This is a genomic window from Actinoplanes sp. NPDC051388, from assembly GCF_055586225.1.
Genome location: NZ_JBVJIP010000001.1, coordinates 735,779 through 756,593 on the forward strand (window position 1 = coordinate 735,779; position 20,815 = coordinate 756,593).

The 20,815-nt window shown below is 71.0% G+C and carries 19 protein-coding genes and 1 pseudogene; 7 read left to right on the forward strand and 13 right to left on the reverse strand.

Annotated features, from left to right (window positions below; translation table 11 throughout):
- Positions 1-89 precede the first annotated feature (89 nt).
- Positions 90-326 (reverse strand): hypothetical protein, encoded by a 237-nt coding sequence (locus ACZ6TI_RS03530; protein ID WP_465343386.1) that lies wholly within the window; start codon positions 324-326, stop codon positions 90-92.
- On the opposite strand from ACZ6TI_RS03530, the gene ACZ6TI_RS03535 reads away from it, so the two are divergent.
- Positions 313-687, forward strand: coding sequence for a nuclear transport factor 2 family protein (locus ACZ6TI_RS03535; protein ID WP_465343387.1), 375 nt, complete (start codon positions 313-315; stop codon positions 685-687). The two genes, ACZ6TI_RS03530 and ACZ6TI_RS03535, sit on opposite strands and share 14 nt — an antisense overlap.
- A gap of 19 nt (positions 688-706) precedes the next feature.
- Here ACZ6TI_RS03535 and ACZ6TI_RS03540 read toward each other — a convergent pair whose 3' ends face one another.
- Positions 707-1,717, reverse strand: a complete 1,011-nt coding sequence (locus ACZ6TI_RS03540; RefSeq protein WP_465343388.1) for a zinc-dependent alcohol dehydrogenase — start codon at positions 1,715-1,717, stop codon at positions 707-709.
- A gap of 10 nt (positions 1,718-1,727) precedes the next feature.
- On the reverse strand, positions 1,728-2,564 hold the full coding sequence (locus tag ACZ6TI_RS03545) for a helix-turn-helix transcriptional regulator (RefSeq protein ID WP_465343389.1): 837 nt from the start codon (positions 2,562-2,564) through the stop codon (positions 1,728-1,730).
- A 72-nt stretch (positions 2,565-2,636) separates the two neighbouring features.
- On the opposite strand from ACZ6TI_RS03545, the gene ACZ6TI_RS03550 reads away from it, so the two are divergent.
- On the forward strand, positions 2,637-4,241 hold the full coding sequence (locus ACZ6TI_RS03550) for an AMP-binding protein (protein WP_465343390.1): 1,605 nt from the start codon (positions 2,637-2,639) through the stop codon (positions 4,239-4,241).
- Here the strand turns inward: ACZ6TI_RS03550 and ACZ6TI_RS03555 are convergent.
- On the reverse strand, positions 4,206-5,093 hold the full coding sequence (locus tag ACZ6TI_RS03555; protein WP_465343391.1) for an N-acetylglucosamine kinase: 888 nt from the start codon (positions 5,091-5,093) through the stop codon (positions 4,206-4,208). The genes ACZ6TI_RS03550 and ACZ6TI_RS03555 overlap by 36 nt on opposite strands.
- Positions 5,094-5,173: 80 nt before the next feature.
- Here ACZ6TI_RS03555 and ACZ6TI_RS03560 point away from each other — a divergent pair, with 80 nt between their 5' ends.
- Together ACZ6TI_RS03560 and ACZ6TI_RS03565 are read left to right on the forward strand one after the other, a co-directional pair.
- Entirely contained in the window at positions 5,174-6,049 is an 876-nt protein-coding gene (locus tag ACZ6TI_RS03560; RefSeq protein ID WP_465343392.1) for a MurR/RpiR family transcriptional regulator, read from the forward strand.
- 75 nt (positions 6,050-6,124) lie between these two features.
- On the forward strand, positions 6,125-7,267 hold the full coding sequence (locus tag ACZ6TI_RS03565; RefSeq protein WP_465343393.1) for a glycosyl hydrolase: 1,143 nt from the start codon (positions 6,125-6,127) through the stop codon (positions 7,265-7,267).
- A gap of 4 nt (positions 7,268-7,271) precedes the next feature.
- Here the strand turns inward: ACZ6TI_RS03565 and ACZ6TI_RS03570 are convergent, their stop codons facing one another.
- The 9 genes from ACZ6TI_RS03570 to ACZ6TI_RS03610 form a co-directional block, all read right to left on the reverse strand.
- Positions 7,272-7,934 (reverse strand): DUF6928 family protein, encoded by a 663-nt coding sequence (locus ACZ6TI_RS03570; RefSeq protein ID WP_465343394.1) that lies wholly within the window; start codon positions 7,932-7,934, stop codon positions 7,272-7,274.
- Positions 7,935-7,943: 9 nt separating this feature from the next.
- Positions 7,944-9,620, reverse strand: coding sequence for an AMP-binding protein (locus ACZ6TI_RS03575; RefSeq protein WP_465343395.1), 1,677 nt, complete (start codon positions 9,618-9,620; stop codon positions 7,944-7,946).
- A 41-nt stretch (positions 9,621-9,661) separates the two neighbouring features.
- Positions 9,662-10,495 carry a class I SAM-dependent methyltransferase gene (locus ACZ6TI_RS03580; RefSeq protein WP_465343396.1) on the reverse strand — a complete coding sequence of 278 codons (834 nt, stop codon included), beginning with the start codon at positions 10,493-10,495 and terminating at the stop codon, positions 9,662-9,664.
- Positions 10,496-10,549: 54 nt separating this feature from the next.
- On the reverse strand, positions 10,550-11,551 hold the full coding sequence (locus ACZ6TI_RS03585) for a tetratricopeptide repeat protein (protein WP_465343397.1): 1,002 nt from the start codon (positions 11,549-11,551) through the stop codon (positions 10,550-10,552).
- A gap of 66 nt (positions 11,552-11,617) precedes the next feature.
- Positions 11,618-12,856, reverse strand: a complete 1,239-nt coding sequence (locus ACZ6TI_RS03590) for an MFS transporter (protein WP_465343398.1) — start codon at positions 12,854-12,856, stop codon at positions 11,618-11,620.
- A 22-nt stretch (positions 12,857-12,878) separates the two neighbouring features.
- Positions 12,879-13,928 carry a TAXI family TRAP transporter solute-binding subunit gene (locus ACZ6TI_RS03595; RefSeq protein ID WP_465343399.1) on the reverse strand — a complete coding sequence of 350 codons (1,050 nt, stop codon included), beginning with the start codon at positions 13,926-13,928 and terminating at the stop codon, positions 12,879-12,881.
- Positions 13,925-15,934, reverse strand: a complete 2,010-nt coding sequence (locus ACZ6TI_RS03600) for a TRAP transporter permease (RefSeq protein ID WP_465343400.1) — start codon at positions 15,932-15,934, stop codon at positions 13,925-13,927. Before ACZ6TI_RS03600 ends, ACZ6TI_RS03595 begins: the two co-directional genes overlap by 4 nt.
- A 20-nt stretch (positions 15,935-15,954) precedes the next feature.
- The gene (locus tag ACZ6TI_RS03605) at positions 15,955-16,596 is read right to left on the reverse strand and encodes a response regulator transcription factor (RefSeq protein ID WP_465343401.1); all 642 of its coding nucleotides are present in this window, start codon (positions 16,594-16,596) and stop codon (positions 15,955-15,957) included.
- Complete coding sequence (locus ACZ6TI_RS03610; protein ID WP_465343402.1) at positions 16,587-17,696, reverse strand: sensor histidine kinase; 1,110 nt, start codon at positions 17,694-17,696, stop codon at positions 16,587-16,589. The genes ACZ6TI_RS03605 and ACZ6TI_RS03610 overlap by 10 nt, the downstream gene beginning before the upstream one ends.
- Before the next feature lie 132 nt (positions 17,697-17,828).
- On the opposite strand from ACZ6TI_RS03610, the pseudogene ACZ6TI_RS03615 reads away from it, so the two are divergent.
- The 3 genes and pseudogenes from ACZ6TI_RS03615 to ACZ6TI_RS03625 form a co-directional block, all read left to right on the forward strand.
- Positions 17,829-18,452, forward strand: a pseudogene (locus ACZ6TI_RS03615) (ABC transporter ATP-binding protein); the annotation flags it as partial.
- Between the two features lie 68 nt (positions 18,453-18,520).
- A complete protein-coding gene (locus tag ACZ6TI_RS03620) occupies positions 18,521-19,267 on the forward strand; it encodes an ABC transporter permease (RefSeq protein WP_465343403.1) in 747 nt (248 codons plus the stop codon).
- A complete protein-coding gene (locus ACZ6TI_RS03625; protein WP_465343404.1) occupies positions 19,264-20,736 on the forward strand; it encodes an alpha/beta fold hydrolase in 1,473 nt (490 codons plus the stop codon). The genes ACZ6TI_RS03620 and ACZ6TI_RS03625 overlap by 4 nt, the downstream gene beginning before the upstream one ends.
- Positions 20,737-20,815: the final 79 nt, after the last annotated feature.

A 20,815-nucleotide genomic window follows, 5' to 3' on the forward strand; every position in this document is an offset into this window, starting at 1 on the left:
GCCGACGTTAGGCGCTGCGAAAGCGGTGCGCCAGACAGTGGTCCCCGGCAACGCACAAACCCCTGGAGATGACCCATGGTGAGACCCGGTCAGTCGACCGGAGTGGGGAAGCTGCGGGTGCGCACGCGGGCGGCCGCGCCGGTCAGGTCGAGCAGGGCTGCGAGCGTCTCCTTGGCCGCCTGTACACGGTCGGCGCCGACTCGCTCGATGACCTGCCGTTCGGCCTCGGCCTGCTGCCGGCGCGAGGTCTCGATGACGGCCCGGCCGCGGTCGGTCAGCCGCACCGTACGGGCGCGCTGATCACCGGCCACCGTGCGGCGCTCCACGCTCTGTGCCTTTGCGCCGGGCCGGGAGGTCGCGAAGTTCTGGCACCCGGACGCCGAGCAGGTCGAGATGCCCAATCTGATGACGCCGCACGGCCGCACCCGCGATGTCGACGGCCTGGCCGCCGGCGCGGACGTCGCCGGCACCGTGGTCCGCGACCAGCGGATCGAGATCACCGACCTGTTCGAGTCGGGCGACCGGATGGCGGTCCAGCTGGTCTGGACCGCGCGCGCCGCCCGGGAGCTGGGCGACATCCCGGCCGGCACGCCGCTGGCCGCGCACATCGGCCAGTTCCTCGAGTTCCGCGACGGGCTGCTGCTGCGGCAGAGCTCGTATGACTGCTACCTGCCTATCCCGGCCTGACCGAAGGTCGGGCCGGCGTTCAGCGCGGCGGATCGGTGGCGCCGGTGAGCAGCACCTTGATGTGGGAGCCGCTCTCCGCGTCGCGGAAGGCGGCCGCCGCGTCCCGCAACGGGTGCGTCGCGGTGACGAAGTCGGCCGCCGTGACCACGCCCTCGCCCAGCAGCTTCATCGCGTCCGCGTAGTCCTCGGGCAGATAGGTGGCGCTGCCCTGGATGCGGATCTGACTGTCCTGGACGACCGGCAGCGGGATCGTCACGTCGGCGGCCGGCACGCCGATCACGATCACCGTGCCGCCCTTGTTCGCCATCCGGATCGCCTCGGTCACGGTGGATTGCTCGGCCACGCAGTCGAAGACCACGTCCGCCGATTCGCCGAGCTCCGCGCGTACCGCATCGGCGTCGGTGACCACCGCGGCGTCGGCGCCGAATCTCAGGGCCCGCTCCCGATTCGCCGCGGAGCGGGCGGTCAGCACGATCCGGCGCGCGCCTTGCGCACGCGCCACCCGCAACATCAGAAGACCGATGGTGCCGGCGCCGAGGATCGCCACGCTTTTTCCGGGTACGCCGCCGGCCAGCCGGATCGCATGCACGGGCGTGGAGAGCGGCTCGATCAGCGCGGCGGCCGGCCAGTCCAGCTCGTCCGGCACGGTGTGCAGGCGTCGGGCGTCGATGGTGAAGTACTCCGCCATGCCGCCCTGGTCGTGCGCGCACCCGAAGAACCGCAGGCGCTCGCAGATGTTCTCGCGGCCGGCCCGGCAGTTCTTGCAGTCCCAGCAGGGCAGGTCGGGCTCGACCGTGACGCGGCGGCCGATCGGCAGCGCCTCGCCACCCACCACGACACCGCTCGCCTCGTGCCCGGCCGGGTAGGGCAGCGTGATGAACGGATGCCGGCCGTGCAGCGCGTGCGTGTCCGAGCCGCAGACGCCGGCCACCGCCATCTTGACCAGCACCTCGCCCGGCCCCGGCTCGGGCACCGGCACGGTCTCCAGCGTGACCCCGGACGACGTGACGACGACGCGGCTCATCTCCATGATCCCAAACCTAAGGGAGGAAGCCCTGTCGGCGGGCGGCGACCACGGTCTCGACGCGGCCGTGCGTGCCCAGCTTGCGCATGGCGTTGCGCAGGTAGCTCTTCACCGTCTCGGACGTGACGCCCAGCCGCCGGGCCGCCTCGGCGTTGCCGCAGCCGACCGCGACCATCGCCAGCACGTCGATCTCGCGGGGGGACAGCGGGTTCGGGCCGGGCCGGCCGGTGTTCGTGGTGAGCAGCGTGCAGACGTCCTCGAGGCGCGACCGCAGGGCCGGGTCGACGATCTCGCGCGCGATGGACCGCAGGTCGGCGTGTGCCTGCCGGACGCTCTCCCACTCCGGCGCCGCGGGCGGCGAGTGCGCGGCCCGGGTCAGCGCGGCGGTCTCCAGCTCGTCCAGGCGGCGCTGCACCGCGCGGCGTACCGTCAGCTCCGCGCCCAGCCGGACCGCCACCTGGCCCATCGCGTCCATCGCCCGGGTGCCCACCGCCAGGGGTTCGCGGGTGCCCGCATAGAGCACGGCGAGCACCGTCGAACCCGCCACCACCGGCACCGCGGCGATCGCCCGCAGGCCCTCCGCGGTCACCGGGCGGTCGTATTCGTGGGTGATCCGGGGATCCGCGGCATAGTCCGCGACCCGTCCCGGCCGGGCGGTGGCCTGCACCCGGCCGCCGAGCCCGTGGCCGGCCCGCACCACCAGCCCGTGCAGCGCGGAGGTCGCCGTGCCGGCGAAGTCGCTGAGCCGCATGGCCCGCCCGGTGACCAGGCCACCGAACGCCACCGGCAGGCCGGTGACCCGCCGCAGGCGGCCGAGCGCGGCACCCAGGTCGGGGTCACTTGTTTCGACCATGCGACGAGCATGTCACGGCCCACCCCCGGATGGGGGTGGCGAGTTCCGGTGCCGGGCGCTCATGCTGCGGGGATGCTCGCGTATGCCAGTGGGATCTCGGACGTGCCGCTGCTCGGGGAGACGATCGGCGCCAACCTGGAACGGACCGTCGCGCGCTTCGGCGACCGCGAGGCGCTGGTCGACGTGGCCGCCGGCCGGCGCTGGACGTACGCCGAATTCGACGCCGACGTGAACCGGCTGGCCCACGGCCTGCGCGATCGCGGCATCGAGAAGGGCGACCGGGTCGGCATCTGGGCGCCGAACTGCGCCGAGTGGGTGCTGGTGCAATACGCGACCGCGAAGATCGGCGCGATCCTGGTCAACATCAACCCGGCCTATCGGACGCACGAGCTGGACTTCGTGCTCAGGCAGTCCGGGGTGCGGCTGCTGATCAGCGCGGTCAGCTTCAAGACCAGCGACTACCGCGGGATGATCGAGTCGGTCGGCTTCGCCGAGACCATCTTCATCGGATCCGCGGAGTGGGCTGATCTATCCGACAACTCGGACGGGCCGGTGGCCGCCACTCTGTCCTTCGACGATCCGATCAATATCCAGTACACGTCCGGCACGACCGGCTTCCCCAAGGGCGCCACGCTGTCGCACCACAACATCCTGAACAACGGCTTCTTCGTCGGTGAGCTGGTGAACTACACCGAAGAGGACCGGATCTGCATCCCGGTGCCGCTCTACCACTGCTTCGGCATGGTGATGGGCAACCTCGCGGCCACCTCGCACGGCGCCTGCATGGTGCTGCCCGCGCCGGGCTTCGACCCGGCCGCGTCGCTGCGCGCGGTGGCGAGCGAGCGCTGCACCTCGCTCTACGGCGTGCCCACCATGTTCATCGCCGAGCTCGGCCTGGCCGACTTCGCCGAGCACGACCTCTCCACGCTGCGCACCGGCATCATGGCCGGCTCGCCGTGCCCGGTCGAGGTGATGAAGCGGGTGGTCGCCGAGATGCACATGACCGAGGTGGCGATCTGCTACGGCATGACCGAGACGTCACCGGTGTCCACGATGACCCGGGCGGACGACAGCCTGGCGCGGCGCACCGAGACGGTCGGCCGGGTCATGCCGCACCTCGAGTCGAAGGTGGTCGACCCGGCCACCGGGCTGGTCGTCGAGCGCGGCGAGCCGGGTGAGCTGTGCACCCGCGGCTACTCGGTGATGCTCGGCTACTGGGAGCAGGCCGACGCCACCGCCGAGGCGATCGACGCGGCCCGCTGGATGCACACCGGCGACCTGGCCACGATGGACGCCGACGGCTATCTGAACATCGTCGGCCGGATCAAGGACCTGGTCATCCGCGGCGGCGAGAACGTCTATCCGCGCGAGGTCGAGGAGTTCCTCTACACCCACCCGGACGTCGCCGACGTGCAGGTGATCGGGGTGCCGGACGCCAAATACGGCGAGGAGCTGATGGCCTGGGTGGTGCTGCGCCCGGACGCCGCGCCGCTGACCGCCGCATCGGTCCGATCGTTCTGCGAGGGCCGGCTCGCGCACTACAAGATCCCGCGCTACGTGCACATCGTGGACGGCTTCCCGATGACCGTCACCGGAAAGGTGCGCAAGGTCGAGATGCGGGCGCAGGCCGTCGATCTGCTGTCACTGCACGATGCCGAGGCGACCCGGAACGCCTGACACCGCCTCAGCGGCCAGCCGGGCCGCGCCCAGCGCCGGATCGCCGGCCACCCGGGCCCGGTCGCCGAGCGCGGCCAGCACCCCGCGGCGCACCGGGGTGTCCGCGGTCAGCAGGCCGCCGGCCAGCACCACCGGGCCGTCGTCGCGCAGCTCGTCCAGCGTCGCGATCAGCTTCCGCACGGCCCGGCCGACGATCGTGGCGGCCGCCGGGTCGGTGGAGGCGCAGACCAGGGGAGCGAGGGCGGCGAACGCGGTCGGTGGCTGCCGGCCGGCCCAGGCCACCAGTTCGTCCGAGGTGCGCGCGCCGGCGTGGGCGAGGACCGCGGCGCCCAGGTCGCCGGGGTGCCGGGCGGCTGTCCGCACCGCTTCGAGCCCCAGCCAGACGCCGGAGCCCTCGTCGCCGAGCAGCCAGCCGAGACCGTCCGCGGTGCGCACCACCTCGAAGCCGTCGACCAGCGCGGCCACCGCACCGGTCCCGGCGATGAGCACCGACCCGCGCCGCCCGGCCGGGCCGCCGTCGCCGATCGATCCGGCCGCGAAGGCGGTGACCGCGTCGCCGACGATGCGCACCGGGCAGCGCAGGCCGATCGCCGCCCACTCGCGGTCGAAGGCCGCGCGGACCGCCGGGTTGGTCAGCGCGCTGATCCCGGCGAGGCCCACCACCGCGGCGGCCACCCGATGTCCGCCGATCGCCATCCGGGCCGCCGAACCGATCGCCTCGGCCGCGTGCACCCCGACCAGCGCCGGATTGCCCGGCCCGGCCGCGCCCCGCCCGACCACGACGCCGTCCGCGGTGGTCAGCACCGCCCGCGAGCCGGTGCCCCCGGCATCGACCCCCAGCACCATCTCCATAGAAAGTCATCATTGACTATCCGGGCTCGCGGTCGTAATTTTCATCAAACAAACTTTACTGTGAAAAGGACGCTCGCATCATGACCGGTGGAAGCGGTGGGCTGCTCGGGCGGCTGCGCATCGAGGGCCCGACCATGCCCGGCGCCTTCGCCCGGATCGCGGCGACCATCGCCGGCGACCCCGAGGGGGCCGCCAACGCGAGCATCGTCGACCTCGCCGAGCGCACCGGCACCTCGGCCGCGACGGTCACCCGCTTCAGCCGCGCGCTCGGCTTCAAGGGGTACGCGAACCTGCGCGTCGCCGTGGCCACCGAGACCGGCCGCGCCGACCAGGCCCGCTGGGAGACCGACATCAGTGGCGACATCAATCCCGGCGACTCGCTGGACAGCGTGCTTAAGGTGATCGCCACCGCGGACACCCGGGCGATCCAGGCCACCGCCGCCGGTCTGGAGATGACCGACATCGAGCGGGTCGCCGGGGCGATCGCCGCGGCCGGCCGGGTGGAGATCTTCGGGCTGGGCAGCAGCGGCACGGCCGGCCGCGAGATGGCGTTCCGGCTCGAGCGAATCCGGATCCCGGTGTGGAGCCGGTCGGACAGCCACACCGCGCTGACCAACGCCGCGCTGCTGCGCCCCGGTGACGTCGCGATCGGGCTGTCCCACTCCGGCCGCACCGGCGAGGTGATCGAGACCCTGGCCGAGGCCGCCGACCACGGTGCGCTGACCGTCGCGGTGACGTCCTATCCGCGGTCGCCGCTCGCCGAGACCGCCGACGTCGTGTTCACCACGTCGGTGCACGAGACCACGTTCCGGGTCGCCGCCCTGTCCGCGCTGCACTCGGCGCTGCTGGTGCTCGACCTGATCTACGTCGCCGTGGCCCAGCGCACCTACGAGCGCACCACCGAGGCGTTCGAGCTGACCGTGCGGGCCGTGGAGACCCACCGCCGCCACCGCTGATCTTCCCGCATCCCCTCGGAAGGAAGGACTCCATCCATGAAAATCGACAAACGTCGATCACTTGCGCTGACTGGCGTGGCTGCCCTGGTAGGCGCTGTCGTCGTGCTGCCCAACGCGTCAGCCGCGGCCGCCGACTGTGGTCAGCTGTTCGACGACTTCGCCTATTCGTCCTCGTCGGACTCGGCGCTGACCGGGCACGGCTGGGTGCCGCGCAGCTATCAGGGCGGGCCCGGGGTGGCCGGCGCGTCGTGGTCGCCGGCCAACATCACCTTCCCGACCGCGGACGGGCAGAAGGTGATGCAGCTGACCGCGTACACCGACGGGACGGCGGGCGGCACCGGGCACGCCGAGCTGTATTCGGCACAGAAGCGCTATTTCGAGGGCACCTATGCCAGCCGGGTGCGGTTCACCGACACGCCGGTGAGCGGCAACGACGGGGATCACGTCAACCAGACTTTCTTCACGATCAGCCCGCTGGCCTACGACCTCGACCCGACCTATTCCGAACTGGACGTGTCGGAGTATCTGCCGAACGGCGGGTGGGGCGAGACCGGGCCGATCAACTACCAGACCACCTGGTACACGTACCGGAACGAGCCGTGGTTCGCCGACAACGTGCACTCCGAGCAGCGCAGCAGCCTGGCCGGCTGGCACGACCTGGTGGTGCAGGTGTCCGGCGGGCACGTGAAGTACTACATCGACGGCGCGCTGGTCGGCGACCACTCCGGCAAGTACTACCCGCGCCAGACGATGACGATCAACTGGAACCAGTGGTTCATCGACCTGGCCACCCACAGCGGCGGCCGCAGCACCTATGTGCAGCAGGTCGACTGGATGCTGTTCGCCAAGAACACGGTGCTGTCGCCGGCGCAGGTGACCAGCCGCAAGGACGCGTACCGCTCGGCCGGCACCTCGTTCAACGACACGGTGAACGGCAGCGGCGACTGCTCCACGACCCCGCCGACCGACCCGCCCACCGATCCGCCGACAACTCCGCCTTCTGACCCGCCGCCGGCCACCAACTGTGACAACGCTCCGAATTGGACGATCAGCGCGATCTACACCGGCGGGCAGCTCGCCAAGCACGAGCGCAGCCGCAACGGCGACCCGAACGGGCCGCGCTCCGGCGACGGCGTGCACCTGTGGCGGGCCAAGTGGTGGACGCAGGGCTCCGAGCCCGGCTGGACCCAGCAGTGGGAGGACCTCGGCCGCTGTTAAGCCCTTAGTCGGTCACCTCGACCATCGACCCGTCGGGGCCGATGGTGAAGCTCCGGCGTCGCATTCCCTTGATCAGCTCGGCCATCCGGGCCTGCTCGTCGAGGACCTCGGGATCCAGCGGACCGCGGAAGCCGTGCAACCACACGGCTTCCGCGTCGAGGTCGTCCGGCTCGGGGCGGCCCTCGATGCGGAAACCGAGGAACTCGCGCAGCGCCGCCTCGCCCAAGTCGAGCGGTTTCTCGCCGGCCCAGAACGGCTCCTCGAACGCGAACGGTGTGCCGACATTTTCCGCCACGTCGTCCGGTGAGACGCCGAGTGACCGGATCAGCTCGCCCTTCTCCCACACCGAGAACGTGAACGTGTCCGAACCGCTGTGCATCGCGTGATGGATGACGCGACGGTCGCTGCCCGCTTCCAGCAGGTGCTCCGGCACACCGTCGGCCAGCCGGCGGTCACACACCAGGTCTACGCCCGGGAACGCGCCGGCATAGGCGACGCCGTCCGGGGGATACGTGCCTTCGTACAGGAAGATGCCATTGATCTGCTCGGCGGGCCAGCCGGGAAAAGCGTGACCGATCAACGCGGCCGTGGCCGACGGGTCGGCCTTTCCCGATGCCATCGTGGCATCGCCGCGGACCAACGCCACCAGTGCCGTTTTCGCGCCCACACGAGGAATCTAGCCGCTGAACTCTCCGGGCGGAGTGACGCCGGGCGTGGCGTGCTTGTCGCGCTCGGCGTCGCGCAGCTGCACCCGGCGGATCTTGCCGGAGATGGTCTTCGGCAGTTCGGCGAACTCCAGCCGCCGGATCCGGGCGAACGGCGACATGTGCTCGCGACAGTGCTCGAAGATCGCCTTCGCGGTGGCCTCGTCCGGCGCCCAGCCCTCGGCCAGCACCACATACGCCTTCGGCACCGCCAGCCGCAGCTCGTCCGGTGACGGCACCACCGCGGCCTCCACCACCGCCTCGTGCTCGATCAGCACACTCTCCAGCTCGAATGGCGAGATCCGGTAGTCCGACGCCTTGAACACGTCGTCGGTGCGGCCCACATAGGTGATGTAGCCGTCCGCGTCGCGGGAGCCGATGTCGCCGGTGTGGTAGTAACCGCCGGCCATCCGTTCCGCGGTCAGCTCGTCGTCGCCGTGGTAGCCGACCATCAGCCCGAGCGGCCGCGGGTCGAGCCGCAGGCAGATCTCACCCTCCTCGGCGTGCTCGCCGGTGAGCGGGTCGATCAGCGCCACCTGGTAGCCCGGCACCGGCCGGCCCATCGACCCCGGCAAGACCCGCTGCCCCGGCGAGTTGGCGATCTGCACGGTCGTCTCGGTCTGCCCGAAGCCGTCCCGGATGGTCACCCCCCACGCCTTGTTCACCTGGTCGATGACCTCCGGGTTGAGCGGCTCACCGGCGCCCACCACCAGCCGCGGCGGGGTGCGCAACGCGGCCAGGTCGGACTGGATCAGCATCCGCCACACCGTCGGTGGCGCGCAGAAGCTGGTCACGCCGCAGCGCTGCATCTCGGCCAGCAGGCGCGGGCCGTCGAACCGGGTGTAGTTGTGGATGAACACGCAGGCCTGCGCGTTCCACGGCGCGAAGACGTTGCTCCAGGCGTGCTTGGCCCAGCCCGGCGACGAGATGTTCAGGTGCACGTCGCCCGGTTCGAGGCCGATCCAGTACATCGTCGAGAGGTGCCCGGCCGGGTAGCTCGCGTGGGTGTGCTCGACGAGCTTGGGCCGGGCGGTGGTGCCGGAGGTGAAATAGAGCAGCAGGGTGTCGGAGGCCCGCGTCACGCCGTCCGGCTCGAACGTGCCGTCGCCCCGATAGGCCTCCGCGAAGTCGAGCCACCCGTCCACCGGCTCACCGACCGCGATCCGGGTGACGCCGTCCGGGAACTTCCCGGCCGCCGAGGAGGCGGCGATGACGTGCTTCGCCGCACCGCGGGCCACCCGGTCGCGGGCGTCCGCCGGGCCGAGCAGGGGAGTGGCCGGGATCAGCACGGCGCCCAGCTTGATCACCGCGAGGATGGTGTCCCAGAGCTCGACCTGATTGCCCAGCATCAGCACGATCCGGTCGCCGCGCTCGACCCCCTGGCCGCGCAGCCAGGTCGCCACCTGGTTCGACCGGTGCCGCATCTCGGCGAACGAGAACTTCCCTTCGCGCCCGTCCTCCTCGACGATCCACAGGGCCGGGGAGTCGTTCCCCTCCGCGATCACGTCGAACCAGTCCAGCGCCCAGTTGAACTCGTCGAGCACGGGCCACCCGAACTGAGCGGAGGCCTCGGCATAGTCCTCCCGATGCGCGAGCAGAAAATCGCGCGCCTGTCGAAAAGTCGCCGTTCCCGCAGACTCCTGCGCCATCTGACCTCCCGGTGCTCCTCAGGCCATCCTGCGCCTGCCGATCACTCCGCACCACCCGGTCCGGCGACAACCTGCTCGCCGACGATCCCGGCGGAGATTTCCCGCAGGAGCGTGTCCGCCACGCCGGGATCCGGATGGTCCTTGCGCAGCAGACACCAGAACTCGTGGCCGGTGCAGAGCCCGGCGCTGTCCTTTGCCCGGTGCACGCGGAATCCGGCCTGCTCGAACAGGGCGACGAGCTCACGTCTCGAATGCGACGAGCGGCGATAGACGTTGGCCAGCAGGATGCCGTCCGGCTTCAACACCCGCCGCATGGTCGAGACATGCTGCCGCGAGAGGCGAAAGTGGAATACGAACGAGCTGACGATCGCGTCCTGGCTCGCGGCGCCGATGTTCGACAGTTCCCGGTCCGCCTCGTGCCAGGAGACTTCGGGGTGGCGCAGACGATTGTGCGAGATCACCGACGGATCGATGTCGATTCCGGTATAGGTGGTCGACTCGAGCAGTTCGAGGATGGGATGAAATCCGCATCCCCACTCGAGAACCGTGCCCGGCCGAACAGTGCCGACCGCCCGGGCAAAGGCGCCGCGGACACGCCGGTTGACAGCGCTGATCGGGTGGCGCTCAAGGAGCGGCCGGCGGACCTCGTTCAGCACCTGGATCTTCTTCTGATCCAATTTCTCGCACGGGCGATCCAGATAGATCGAGTCCATGAATCGCGAGAGCCGCTTACCGTCGACGACGATCTGCCGGGGCGCGTTCTCCTCCGGCTCGGACGCCAGATAAACGCCCGACCCGCGGGTGACTTGCCGGCCGGAGCGCACGACTCCCGGGCGATCTGTGACGGGCACCGCGCCAGCGTAGTGGATGTGCACATCACGCAGGCGGCCGACACAACCAATTCGACCGGCCGCCGCGCGGAAGCCGATCTACTCGCCGGGCTGGGGCGGCCACCGTTCCTCGATCGGGCCGAGGTACCTGCTGAGAAAGTTCTCCCGCTTCAGGGAACGCAGCAGGAAGTCCATGTGGCCGCCGACCTCGCGCGCTCGGCGGCGTGAGGTGCAACCGGCCGCGAGCGACGCGCACAACGGGTCGGCGCCGTCGTAATCACCGGCAAGAACGCGTTCCGCCCACAGGATCAGGTCCGCCCAGATGGATTTCACCGGGCTCCGCTGCTCCTGCACCCGGAGGCGGTAGACCGCCGCACTGCAGTCGCTTCGCGCCCGGTCCGCAGCACCCAGCCTGGCTCGCAGCAGCGACAGATAGAAAGGAGTGACAACCGACTTGGGTTCGAGATCGGCCGCCTTTTCGTGGGATCTTGTCGATCCCGTGATGTCGCCCGCGTCCCGCTGGATGATGCCCAGGCAATTCCAGTTGTGGTGATTCCTGGGGTCCACCGCCGTCGCCTCCTGCGCATAGCGGAAGGCCTGGCTGGGATCGCTGTAGCGGAAGAGGTAGGCGAGACCGCGTTCCGGCTCGCCCGAATATGGCCCGAGCGCCTTCATCTCCTTGAACCGGTCGGGTGCCGCGACATCGTCACCGGCGTTGGTCAGGGCTCGGCCCAGTCGATAGAGGACTCTGGCGTTCTTGGGATCAAGCAGGGCGGCACGTCCCAGAAAATCCACCGACCTCAGATACTCTCCGCCGCGGTAGGCGAGCTCGCCCTGGTTGAACAGATAGGAGACCTCGACGAGCGAGTTCATCCGCCCGTCGATGCCCGCGATCTCGTCCCGCAATTGCGTCAGGAGTCCGTTGGCGTCCTGCAGAATGCGGTTCGCCTCGTCGCCGACGTCCCGCGCCGATTGGCGGATGTTCCGGAGTTCCTTCAATCCGAACACCGCGGCCAGCAACAGGAAAGCAGTGAACACCGCCAAAAGAAAACTGAAGCCGGTCAGCACGAATCCCGACCAGGAAATGATCGAGGTGGCCACTTGGCCCGGGTCGGGAGCGGGGGAGGGCGACATAACGAAGAGTATGTATGTGGTGCACGGAGAGTGCTAGGCGGCGGCGTCGGTGTGGGCTATGGCGCTCAGGGAGCGCCAGATCAGGGCGACGAAGAGGGCCGAGCCGGCGAACGCGAACCAGAACGGCGCCACCACGCCGAAGTGGGTGGCCAGGGTGCCGCCGATCGCCGAGCCGACCACCAGGCCGCCGAACACGCAGATCGTGTTCACGCTGTTCACCCGGCCCAGCAGGGCGGCCGGCACCGCGCGCTGGCGGACCGTGATCGAGGTGGTGCCCCAGATGAAGGCGTGCGCGCCGAAGACGAAGAAGATCGGCATCGCCACCCACGGCGTGGTGGTCAGCGCCAGCGCCAGGTGGGTCAGCGTTTCGATGATCAGGCCGGCGCGCATCACGTTGCCGAGGCTGACCCGGCGGGTGATCCAGCCGTACGCGCCGATGCCGAGCAGGCCGCCGGCGGCCGACACCGTGCTGACCAGGCCGAAGCCGATCGCGCCCAGGCCGAGCCGCTCGATCGAATAGATGACCAGCACCGACCAGGCGGCGCCGAAGGTGAAGTTGAAGATCAGGATGGTCAGCGAGAGCGTGCGCACGGCGGGGTGGCGGACGGTCCAGCGCAGCCCCTCGGCGATCTCCCGGCGGATGCCCGCCGGGCCGGCCGGACCGTGTGCCGGCAGCCGCATCCGGGTCAGCACCAGCACCGCCGCGGCGACCAGCGCGAACTCGGCCAGGAACGGCCAGACCACGGCGGCGGCGAAGAGCGCGGCGCCGACGGCCGGCCCGGCGAGCTGGTTCAGCGTGATGAAGCCGGCCTGCAGGCGGGCGTTGGCCAGCGCCAGATCGTCCCGGCCGATCAGCATCGGCGCCAGCGTGGACGTGGTGCCGTCGGCGAACACCTCGGCGGTGGCCAGCAGCGCGAGCGCGAGCAGCGCGGAGAAGACCGTCACCACCCCGGCGGCCAGGCCGGCCACCAGCACCACCAGCACCACGGCCCGGGCCACGTTCGCGGTGATCACGATGCGCCGCCGGTCGAGCCGGTCGGCGAGCGCGCCCGCATAGAGGCCGAAGACCAGCGGCGGCGCCCAGCGCAGCAGCGCGGCCATCGAGATCAGGAAGGGATCGTCGGTGAGCGAGGTGAGCAGCAGTGGGCCGGCCGCGGCCGCGATGCCGTCGCCGAAGTTGGTGCTCCACGAGGATGCGAGCAGACGGCGGAATCCCGGCCCGAGACGGGCCGGGACCACGACGTCGACGATCTTCCCGGCGTGTGTGGCCACGTGGGTAGACCGTACGGGATCGCTACTTGGGCGCGCCCAGGTCGTCCAGGGCCTTGACCGCGCCGCGGTGCAGCGGCACCGGGTCGGTCTTGCGTGCGGTGTCCAGGCTGATCTCCTTGGCCGCCGCGTTGGCCTGCTCGAGCTGCGGCTTGCGGTCGAAGAGGGCCTTGGTGAGCACGCACGCGACGTTCGCGTCCAGGTCGTCCTTCACCAGCAGGACATTCGGTACGACGATCGTCTTCACGTCGGCCGCCGTCTTGTATGTGGCCGCCGGGATGGTGCTGGCCTCGTACACCGGATTGATCTTTTGCATCTCGGGGAGCAGCGGCGTGATGTCGAGGAACTCCACTTGCCCGCCCGACGTGGTCAGCAGGTCGGTGACGCCGGGCGTGGGCAGGCCGCCGGACCAGAACATGGCGTCGATGTTGCCGTCCTTCATGCCGTCGACGGTCTTGGTCAGGTCGAGCTTCTGCGCGCTGATGTCCTTGGCCGGATCGAGGCCGGCCGACTTCAGGATGCGGTTGGCGATCACCTCGGTGCCGCTCTTGGGTGAGCCGGTGGAGACCCGCTTGCCCTTCATGCCGGCCACGTCGGTGATGCCGGCACCTTTGCGCACGATCACCTGTGTGTAGTTGGTGTGGATCCGGGCGATCGCGGCGACCGGCTGCTTCGCGGTGAAGCTGCCGGTGCCGTTGACCGCGTCCGCCGCCGTGTCGGCCAGCGAGAACGCCAGCCCGAAACTGCCCGCCACCAGCTGCTGGATGTTCTGCACCGAGGCACCGGTCTCGGAGGCGGTGGCCTTCACCTTGCCGCCGGTCGCACCCAGCTGTTCGGCATAGGCGTTGCCGAGTGCGAAGTAGACGCCGGTCGCGTTGCCGGTGGCGATGCCGATCCGGGTCTCGTTGGCCACCTCGCAGGTGACCTCGCCGCCGGCGTCGGTGGTGGCGGAGTCCTGCCGCCCGCCGCACGCCGCCAGCGATGCGACAAGGCACAGTGCCAGTAGTGGTAGGTGAGCCTTGTATCGGGCGCCCGGATGCACGGCTGGGCTACCACTGCGTTGCGTTCGTCTCATGGCGATTGACTCCCCGTTCTCTTGTGGATGGCCGCGAGCGCGGCGGCCAGAGCGAGAGCGATGACGCCGGCCGCGATGGTGACCGGGGCCAGATAGAGCAACAGCAATCCGGCGAGACCGCCGAGGATGCGGGCGGGCAACGGCGCGGCGCCGATCCCGAGGACCCACCCCCCGGTGGCGACGGCGAGGCCGAGCACGGCGAGCGCGGCCGCGAGGGTGGTCCACAGGATGCCCAGCAGCGGGCCGCGGGCGAGCAGGTATTCGCCCGGTTCGGTGAGCACGAACGCGATCGGCGCGAGGAACGCGGGGAGCGCGTACTTCAGCGCCTGCCACATCGTGGGCACGGTGCGGCCGCCGGTGATCGCGCTGGCCCCGACCGCGGCGAGCGCGGTGGGCGGGGTGACCTCGGAGAGCACCGAGTAGTAGAAGACGAACATCGCCGCCGCGGCCGGGCTGACCCCGAGACCGAGCAGCGCCGGGCCGATGATCACCCAGCCGATGATGAAGCTGGCGGTGACCGGCACCGCCAGGCCGAGGATGGCCAGCGCGATCGCGGCCAGCACCACGGTCAGCGCGAGCACCGCGGTCGGGTTGTCGGTGACCGCCTTGGCGCCACTGACCAGCAGGCTGGCGAGCTGGGCGCCGAGACCGGTCTTGGTGGTGGTGGCGGTGATGATGCCGGCCGCGGCGCACACCGCGGCGACCGGCAGCACGCCGCGCACGCCCACGGACAGTGCCGTGAACAGCCGCCGCGGGGTGAGCCAGGAGCGCCGGTCCAGGAAGGACAGCGCGGCGGCGAGGATGGTCGCATAGACCACCGCGCGGGTGGCGCTGATGCCGACCGCGAGCAGCAGCACGATCAGCACGAGCGACGAGAAGTGGTAGCCGAAGCGCAGCAGCAGCCGCCACGCCGAGGTCTGCGGCACGTCGAGAGCCTTGACCCCGAAGCGCCGGACGTCGATCTCCACCGCCAGCAGGATGCCCAGGTAGTAGAGGACGGTCGGGATCATCGCCCAGCCGAGCACGGTCAGATAGGACACGTCCAGGTATTCCGCCACGATGAACGCGGCGGCGCCGAGCGTGGGCGGCGAGAGGATCGCGCCGACGCCGGCCGCGGCCAGCATGCCGCCGGCCTGCTCGGGCGGGTAGCCGGCCCGCTTCAGCATCGGCCAGGTCACCGCGCCGACGCTGACCGCGGTCGCCGTGCCGGATCCGGAGACCGTGCCGAGCAGGAAACCGGCGGCGACCGCGGTGCGCCCGGCCGCGCTGCGCGACTTGCGGAAGGCGGCGACCGACAGGTCGACGAAGAAGCGGCTCGCGCCGGAGAGGTCGAGCACGGCGCCATAGATGGTGAACAGCACGATGTACGTGGCCGCGACGTCCAGCGGAGTGCCGTAGAACCCGCTGCCCGAGTTGAACAGCGCGTCGATGATCTGCCCGAAGTCGAGCCCCACGTGCGCGATCGGCCAGCTCTGCGGCAGCAGCCCGCCGTAGTAGCCATATGCCAGGAAGAGCAGGCACACCACCGGCAGCGCCCAGCCGGTGGTGCGGCGGCACGCCTCGACGGTGAGCACCAGCAGCAACGCGCCGGCGATCACGTCCGGGCTGTCCAGCAGGCCCTGACGGTTGAGGAAGGCGTCGTACCCGCCGTCGAAGGGGTTGATCGGATAGAGGCAGACGAGCAGGGTGAGCGCGGCGAGCACCCAGTCCAGAACGGTCGGGCGGTCCCGGCGGCCGAAGCCCGGGTGGTAGCACAGGAAGACCAGCGGGAGGGTGCCCGCCAGGAAGATGATCAGATAGAACTGGCTGCCCTGCGCGAGCGGCCGGAACACCTGCCACAGCACCAGGATCGCGACCAGGAAGGCGACGATCGCGACGCCCAGTCCGATCCGGCCGGTGAGCTCCCGGGCGGGCCTCTCCTCATCGTCGTAATGGACGGCGGCCGGGTCCTCGGACGAGCCGGTAAGCGGGTCCGCCGGCTCCTTCAGAGATCGACTGTCACCCATGCCCGGACATTACCGCAGACCTATCCGTCCAGGAACTTCAAAACCGCCAGGACGCGGCGGTGGTCGGTGTCCGTCGGCGGCAGGTCGAGCTTGGCGAAGATGCTGCTCACGTACTTCTCGACGGCGCTGTGGCTGACCCGCAGGGCGTCCACGATGCCGGCATTGGACCGGCCCTCGGCCATCAGCCGCAGGACCTCCTGCTCGCGCGGGGTGAGCCGGTCGCGCGGGTCGTCGCGGCGGCGGACCAGCAGCTGCGCGACCACCTCCGGATCCAGTGCGGTGCCGCCGGCGGCCACCCGGCGCAGCGCGTCGAGAAAGTCGCGCACCTGCGCAACGCGGTCCTTCAGCAGGTAGCCGACCGCGTTCGTCGAGGTGCCCAGCAGGTCGGTGGCGTAGCGCTCCTCGACGTACTGGGAGAGCACGCAGACGGCGACCGACGGGTGCAGTTTGCGGATGACCAGGGCGGCCTGGATGCCCTCGTCGGTGTGCGTCGGCGGCATCCGGACGTCGATCACCGCCAGGTCGGGCTGGTGCTCGTCGACCGCGTTGAGCAGCTCGTTGCCGTCCCCGACCGCGGCCACCACCTCGAAGCCGCCGTCGTTGAGGAGCCTGGTCAGGCCGGCGCGCAGCAGCACCGAGTCCTCGGCGAGCACTACCCGCATGGGAGCTCCACGATCAGTCCGGTCGGCCCGCCCTCGGGGCTGGTCAGGGTCAGCTTGCCGTCCGCCGCGGCGGCGCGCTGTGCCAGGCCGCTGAGTCCACTGCCCGGCGCCACGGTCGCGCCGCCCTTGCCGTCGTCGGTCACCTCGATGCGCAGCGTGTCGTCCTGCCGGGTGACGACCACCTCCGCGGCGGTCGCGGACGCGTGCTTGGCGACGTTGGTGAGCGCCTCGGAGACCGTGAAGTAGGCGATCGCCTCGATGGCGGCCGGACAGCGGGGCTCGACGTGCACGCGCACCCGTACCGGAAGGGGAGCCCGCGCCGCGATCCCGGAGAGCGCCGCATCCAGCCCGCGGTCGTCGAGGACCGCGGGATGCAGCCCGCGCACGAACTCGCGCAGCTCGGTCAGCGCGGCCACCGCCTCGTCGTGCGCCATCTCGATCGCCTCGCGCTCCGGCGACGGCGGCAGCGCCGAGCGCGCCATGCCCAGGTTCATCGCCATGGACACCAGCCGCTGCTGCACCCCGTCGTGCAGGTCGCGCTCGATCCGCCGGCGTTCGGCGTCGGTCGCCGAGATGATCTCGTCGCGGCTGCGGGACAGCGTCGCGACCCGCTCGGCCAGCCGCTCGGCCCGGTTGGGCCCGAGGAGCACGCGGCCCACGACGGCGTCCAGCTCGGCGACGCGCCCACCGGTCCGCGGCGCCACGACCAGGATGCTTCCGGGTACGTCCACAGCGACCGCATACAGATGGAACGCGACCTGCCGCCAGGTGCTGCCGGTGCGCCACGGGTCGATCAGCCGCCACAGCCCGCCACGCCGTGGCCGCGCCGGGGTGGGCACGTCGACGCCGATCTTGCGCAGGCGCATCCGCTGCCGGTCGGCGAACCGGCGGATCGCCCAGAGCAACACGATCGGGCCGAGCGGCACGGCCAGCGCATAGATCCAGGCCAGGATCGGCGCGCCGGTCGGACCCTCGGCCAGGCTCCAGATCGCGGCGCCCCAGAGCAGCACGATGAAGAAGAAGGTGAGTCCGGTGGCGACGGCGAGGAGGCCGCCGTGCGCAAGGTGCATGGCGACGCGTGACTTCGTCGGTGTGGTCATGCTCTCCACGGTCGGCCCCGCACAGCTCAGAGAGTATCCGGCGGGCTCCCGCGCGGGGGTGCGGAAAACCCCACCCCCGGCGGCGCGCGCACCCCACTGTCCTTTCCGCCGCGCTCCGGAAACGTGGAGCACATGATCGAAGCGAAGGGCCTCACCAGACGCTACGGCGACAAGATCGCCGTCCAGGACCTGACATTCACGGTACGGCCGGGAGCGGTCACCGGATTCCTCGGCCCGAACGGCGCCGGCAAGTCCACCACGATGCGCCTGGCGCTCGGGCTGGACACCCCGACCGCCGGGACCATCACGGTGCACGGCGTGCCCTATCGGCAGCACCGGCGGCCGCTGATCGAGGTGGGCGCGCTGCTCGACGCGCGGGCCGTCCACCCCGGCCGCAGCGCCTATCACCACCTGCTCGCCCTGGCCCAGACCAACGGCCTGCCGCGGAGCCGGGTGCACGACGTGATCCAGGCGGCCGGGCTGGAGAAGGTGATGCGACAGCCGGCCGGCCGGTTCTCGCTCGGCATGGAACAGCGCCTCGGCCTGGCCACCGCGCTGCTCGGCGATCCGCGTACGGTGCTGCTCGACGAGCCGCTCAACGGGCTCGACACCGAGGGCATCCGGTGGATCCGCGCGCTGCTGCGGGAGCTGGCCGCCGACGGGCGCACGGTGTTCGTCTCCTCCCACCTGATGTCCGAGATGGCGCTGACCGCCGAACACCTGCTGGTGATCTCCGGCGGGCGGATCGTCGCGGACGGCTCGCTGGCGTCGGTGACCGCCGGGCACGCCTCGCTGGAGGACGCGTTCCTGCACCTGGTGACGCGATGAGCGTCGTGCGCGCGGAGTTCACCAAGTTCCGCTCGGTGCCGTCCACCTACTACGCGCTGGCCTGTGCCGCCGCGCTGACCGTGGGGCTGGGCTTCCTCTACTCGATGGTGCGGGTGACCCGGCCGCCGGCGGATCCGTCCGGGTTCGACGCGACCGCCGTCAGCCTGGCCGGCGTGCAGCTGGCGCAGATCGCGGTGGGGGTGCTGGGCGCGCTGCTGATCACCGGCGAATATCGGACCGGGCTGATCCGCACCACGTTCACGGCGGTGCCGCGGCGTACCCCCGTGCTTGTCGGCAAGGCCGTGGTGGTCGCGGGCGCGACCTTCGCGCTGAGCCTGCCGGGGTCGTTCGCGGCGTTCGTCCTCGGGCAGCGGGTGCTGTCGCGGGAGGCGCTGGACGTGCCGCTGAGCGATCCGGGCGTGCTGCGGGCGGTGGTCGGCGGGGCGCTGATGCTGACCATGGTCTCGCTGCTCGGGCTCGGCCTGGGCGCCCTGCTGCGGAACAGCACGGCGGCCGTGGCGGTGCTGCTCGGGTTGCTGTTCGGCCCGCAGATCGTGTCCGGCTTCCTGCCGCCGTCGCTGTCCGACCGCATCTACCCCTACCTGCCGGAACCGGCCGCCGCGGCGATCACCACGGTCGGCCACGACGCGGCGTCTCTCACCCCCTGGACCGGCTTCGCGGTCTTCTCCCTCTATGTCGTGGTCGCGCTGGCGGCCGGCACTCTGGTTGTGAGGTACCGATGAACTCCCTGTCGAAAGTCCTGATCGGTGCGCTGACCGTCGGCCTGTGCCTGACGGCCCCGCCCGCCCAGGCCGCGGTCTCGCCGGCGCCGATCTCCTGGCACGGCTGCGCGCTCGGGCCGGACGACGAGGAAGGCCGGGCGCTCGACGAGGCCGGTGTGGACTGTGCCGACGTGACCGTGCCGCTGGACCATTCGCGGCCGGGCGGGCGGACCATCACCGTGGCGATCGCGCGCAGCAAGGCGCCGGACGCCGGACACCGCGTCGGCGCGATGATCCTAAACCTGGGCGGCCCGGCCAGCCCCGTGCTCGGCGTCGTGCCGGACGCCCGCGCCGCGATGGGCGAGGCCGCGGCGCGCTTCGACCTGATCGGCATGGACCCGCGCTTCGCCGGGCGCAGCACGCCGATCGACTGCGGCTGGCCGCAGAGCTGGCTGCCGCGCTCGGCCGGCGTCTCCAGCTTCGCCCGGATCAGCGCGCTGAGCCGCGACCTGGCGAGCCGTTGCAAAGATCAACGCCTCCGGTACGCCTCCAGCGCGAACATCGCCCGCGACATGGACACGATCCGCGCCGGCCTGGGCGACGAGAAGCTCTCCTACCTGGGCTATTCCTATGGCACCTATCTGGGCGCGGTCTACACCCAGCTCTTCCCCACCCGAGCCGACCGCATCGTGCTGGACAGCGCCGTCGATCCCTCGACCCCCGGCACACTCCTGCTCCGTGGCACCGCCCCATTCCGCCAGGCGATGCTCGGCGAATGGGCCACCCGCGCCGCCGCGCTCGACGCCGAATATCACCTCGGCTCAACCAGAGCCGCGGTGCTGGCCACAGTCGAACGCGTCTACGCGGCCTCAGCCCGCAAACCGCTGCGGGTGGGCGACTTCGCGCTGGACGACACCGTGCTGCCACCGATCATCGCCCGGCTGCTCAGCGACGACACCGACGACCGGGCGCTGGCCGAGACCATGGTCCAGCTGGCCGCCGCGGCGCGTGGCGAACCGGCCACCCCGACCGACGCCATCGCCGAGGTGGTCGCCAGCGCCCTGACCGGCGCCGAGTCACCGCTGCATTCGGCACAGACCGCGATCATGTGTGCGGACGCGACCGTCCCGCGCGACCCGTCCTGGTATCGCCGCGACATCGAAGCCCATCGCGCCGCATCGCCCATCTTCGAACCGATGTCCCGCACCATCACGCCGTGCGCCTTCGCCCCGCCACCGCTGACGCCGCGGGTCCGGATCGACAACCGCGTGCCGGCCCTGGTGGTCCAGGCCGAGAAGGACATCAACTCCCAGCTGCCCGCCGCCAAGTCGATGCACCGTGCCCTCGAGGCCTCCCGCATGATCACCCTGGCCGGCGCCCGAACCCACGGCGTCTACGTATACCGGGCGAACGAGTGCGTGGACGACGCGGTGAACGCCTACCTCCGGTCCGGCACCCTGCCGCCGGCGGACAGCACCTGCGCCTCGTAGCACGGCCGACGACCTGCCGCCCCGGACCGCCGTGGTCCGGGGCGGCCCCTTTGCTCTGCACACATATGCGCAACACCTT

Bases quoted from the DNA above. Each gene is read 5' to 3' on its own strand.
- ACZ6TI_RS03540 (WP_465343388.1), bottom strand. From the start codon at position 1,717: ATGGAGATGAGCCGCGTCGTCGTCACGTCGTCCGGGGTCACGCTGGAG.
- ACZ6TI_RS03545 (WP_465343389.1), bottom strand. From the start codon at position 2,564: ATGGTCGAAACAAGTGACCCCGACCTGGGTGCCGCGCTCGGCCGCCTG.
- ACZ6TI_RS03550 (WP_465343390.1), top strand. From the start codon at position 2,637: ATGCTCGCGTATGCCAGTGGGATCTCGGACGTGCCGCTGCTCGGGGAG.
- ACZ6TI_RS03555 (WP_465343391.1), bottom strand. From the start codon at position 5,093: ATGGAGATGGTGCTGGGGGTCGATGCCGGGGGCACCGGCTCGCGGGCG.
- ACZ6TI_RS03560 (WP_465343392.1), top strand. From the start codon at position 5,174: ATGACCGGTGGAAGCGGTGGGCTGCTCGGGCGGCTGCGCATCGAGGGC.
- ACZ6TI_RS03575 (WP_465343395.1), bottom strand. From the start codon at position 9,620: ATGGCGCAGGAGTCTGCGGGAACGGCGACTTTTCGACAGGCGCGCGAT.
- ACZ6TI_RS03595 (WP_465343399.1), bottom strand. From the start codon at position 13,928: ATGAGACGAACGCAACGCAGTGGTAGCCCAGCCGTGCATCCGGGCGCC.
- ACZ6TI_RS03600 (WP_465343400.1), bottom strand. From the start codon at position 15,934: ATGGGTGACAGTCGATCTCTGAAGGAGCCGGCGGACCCGCTTACCGGC.
- ACZ6TI_RS03605 (WP_465343401.1), bottom strand. From the start codon at position 16,596: ATGCGGGTAGTGCTCGCCGAGGACTCGGTGCTGCTGCGCGCCGGCCTG.
- ACZ6TI_RS03610 (WP_465343402.1), bottom strand. From the start codon at position 17,696: ATGACCACACCGACGAAGTCACGCGTCGCCATGCACCTTGCGCACGGC.
- ACZ6TI_RS03620 (WP_465343403.1), top strand. From the start codon at position 18,521: ATGAGCGTCGTGCGCGCGGAGTTCACCAAGTTCCGCTCGGTGCCGTCC.
- ACZ6TI_RS03625 (WP_465343404.1), top strand. From the start codon at position 19,264: ATGAACTCCCTGTCGAAAGTCCTGATCGGTGCGCTGACCGTCGGCCTG.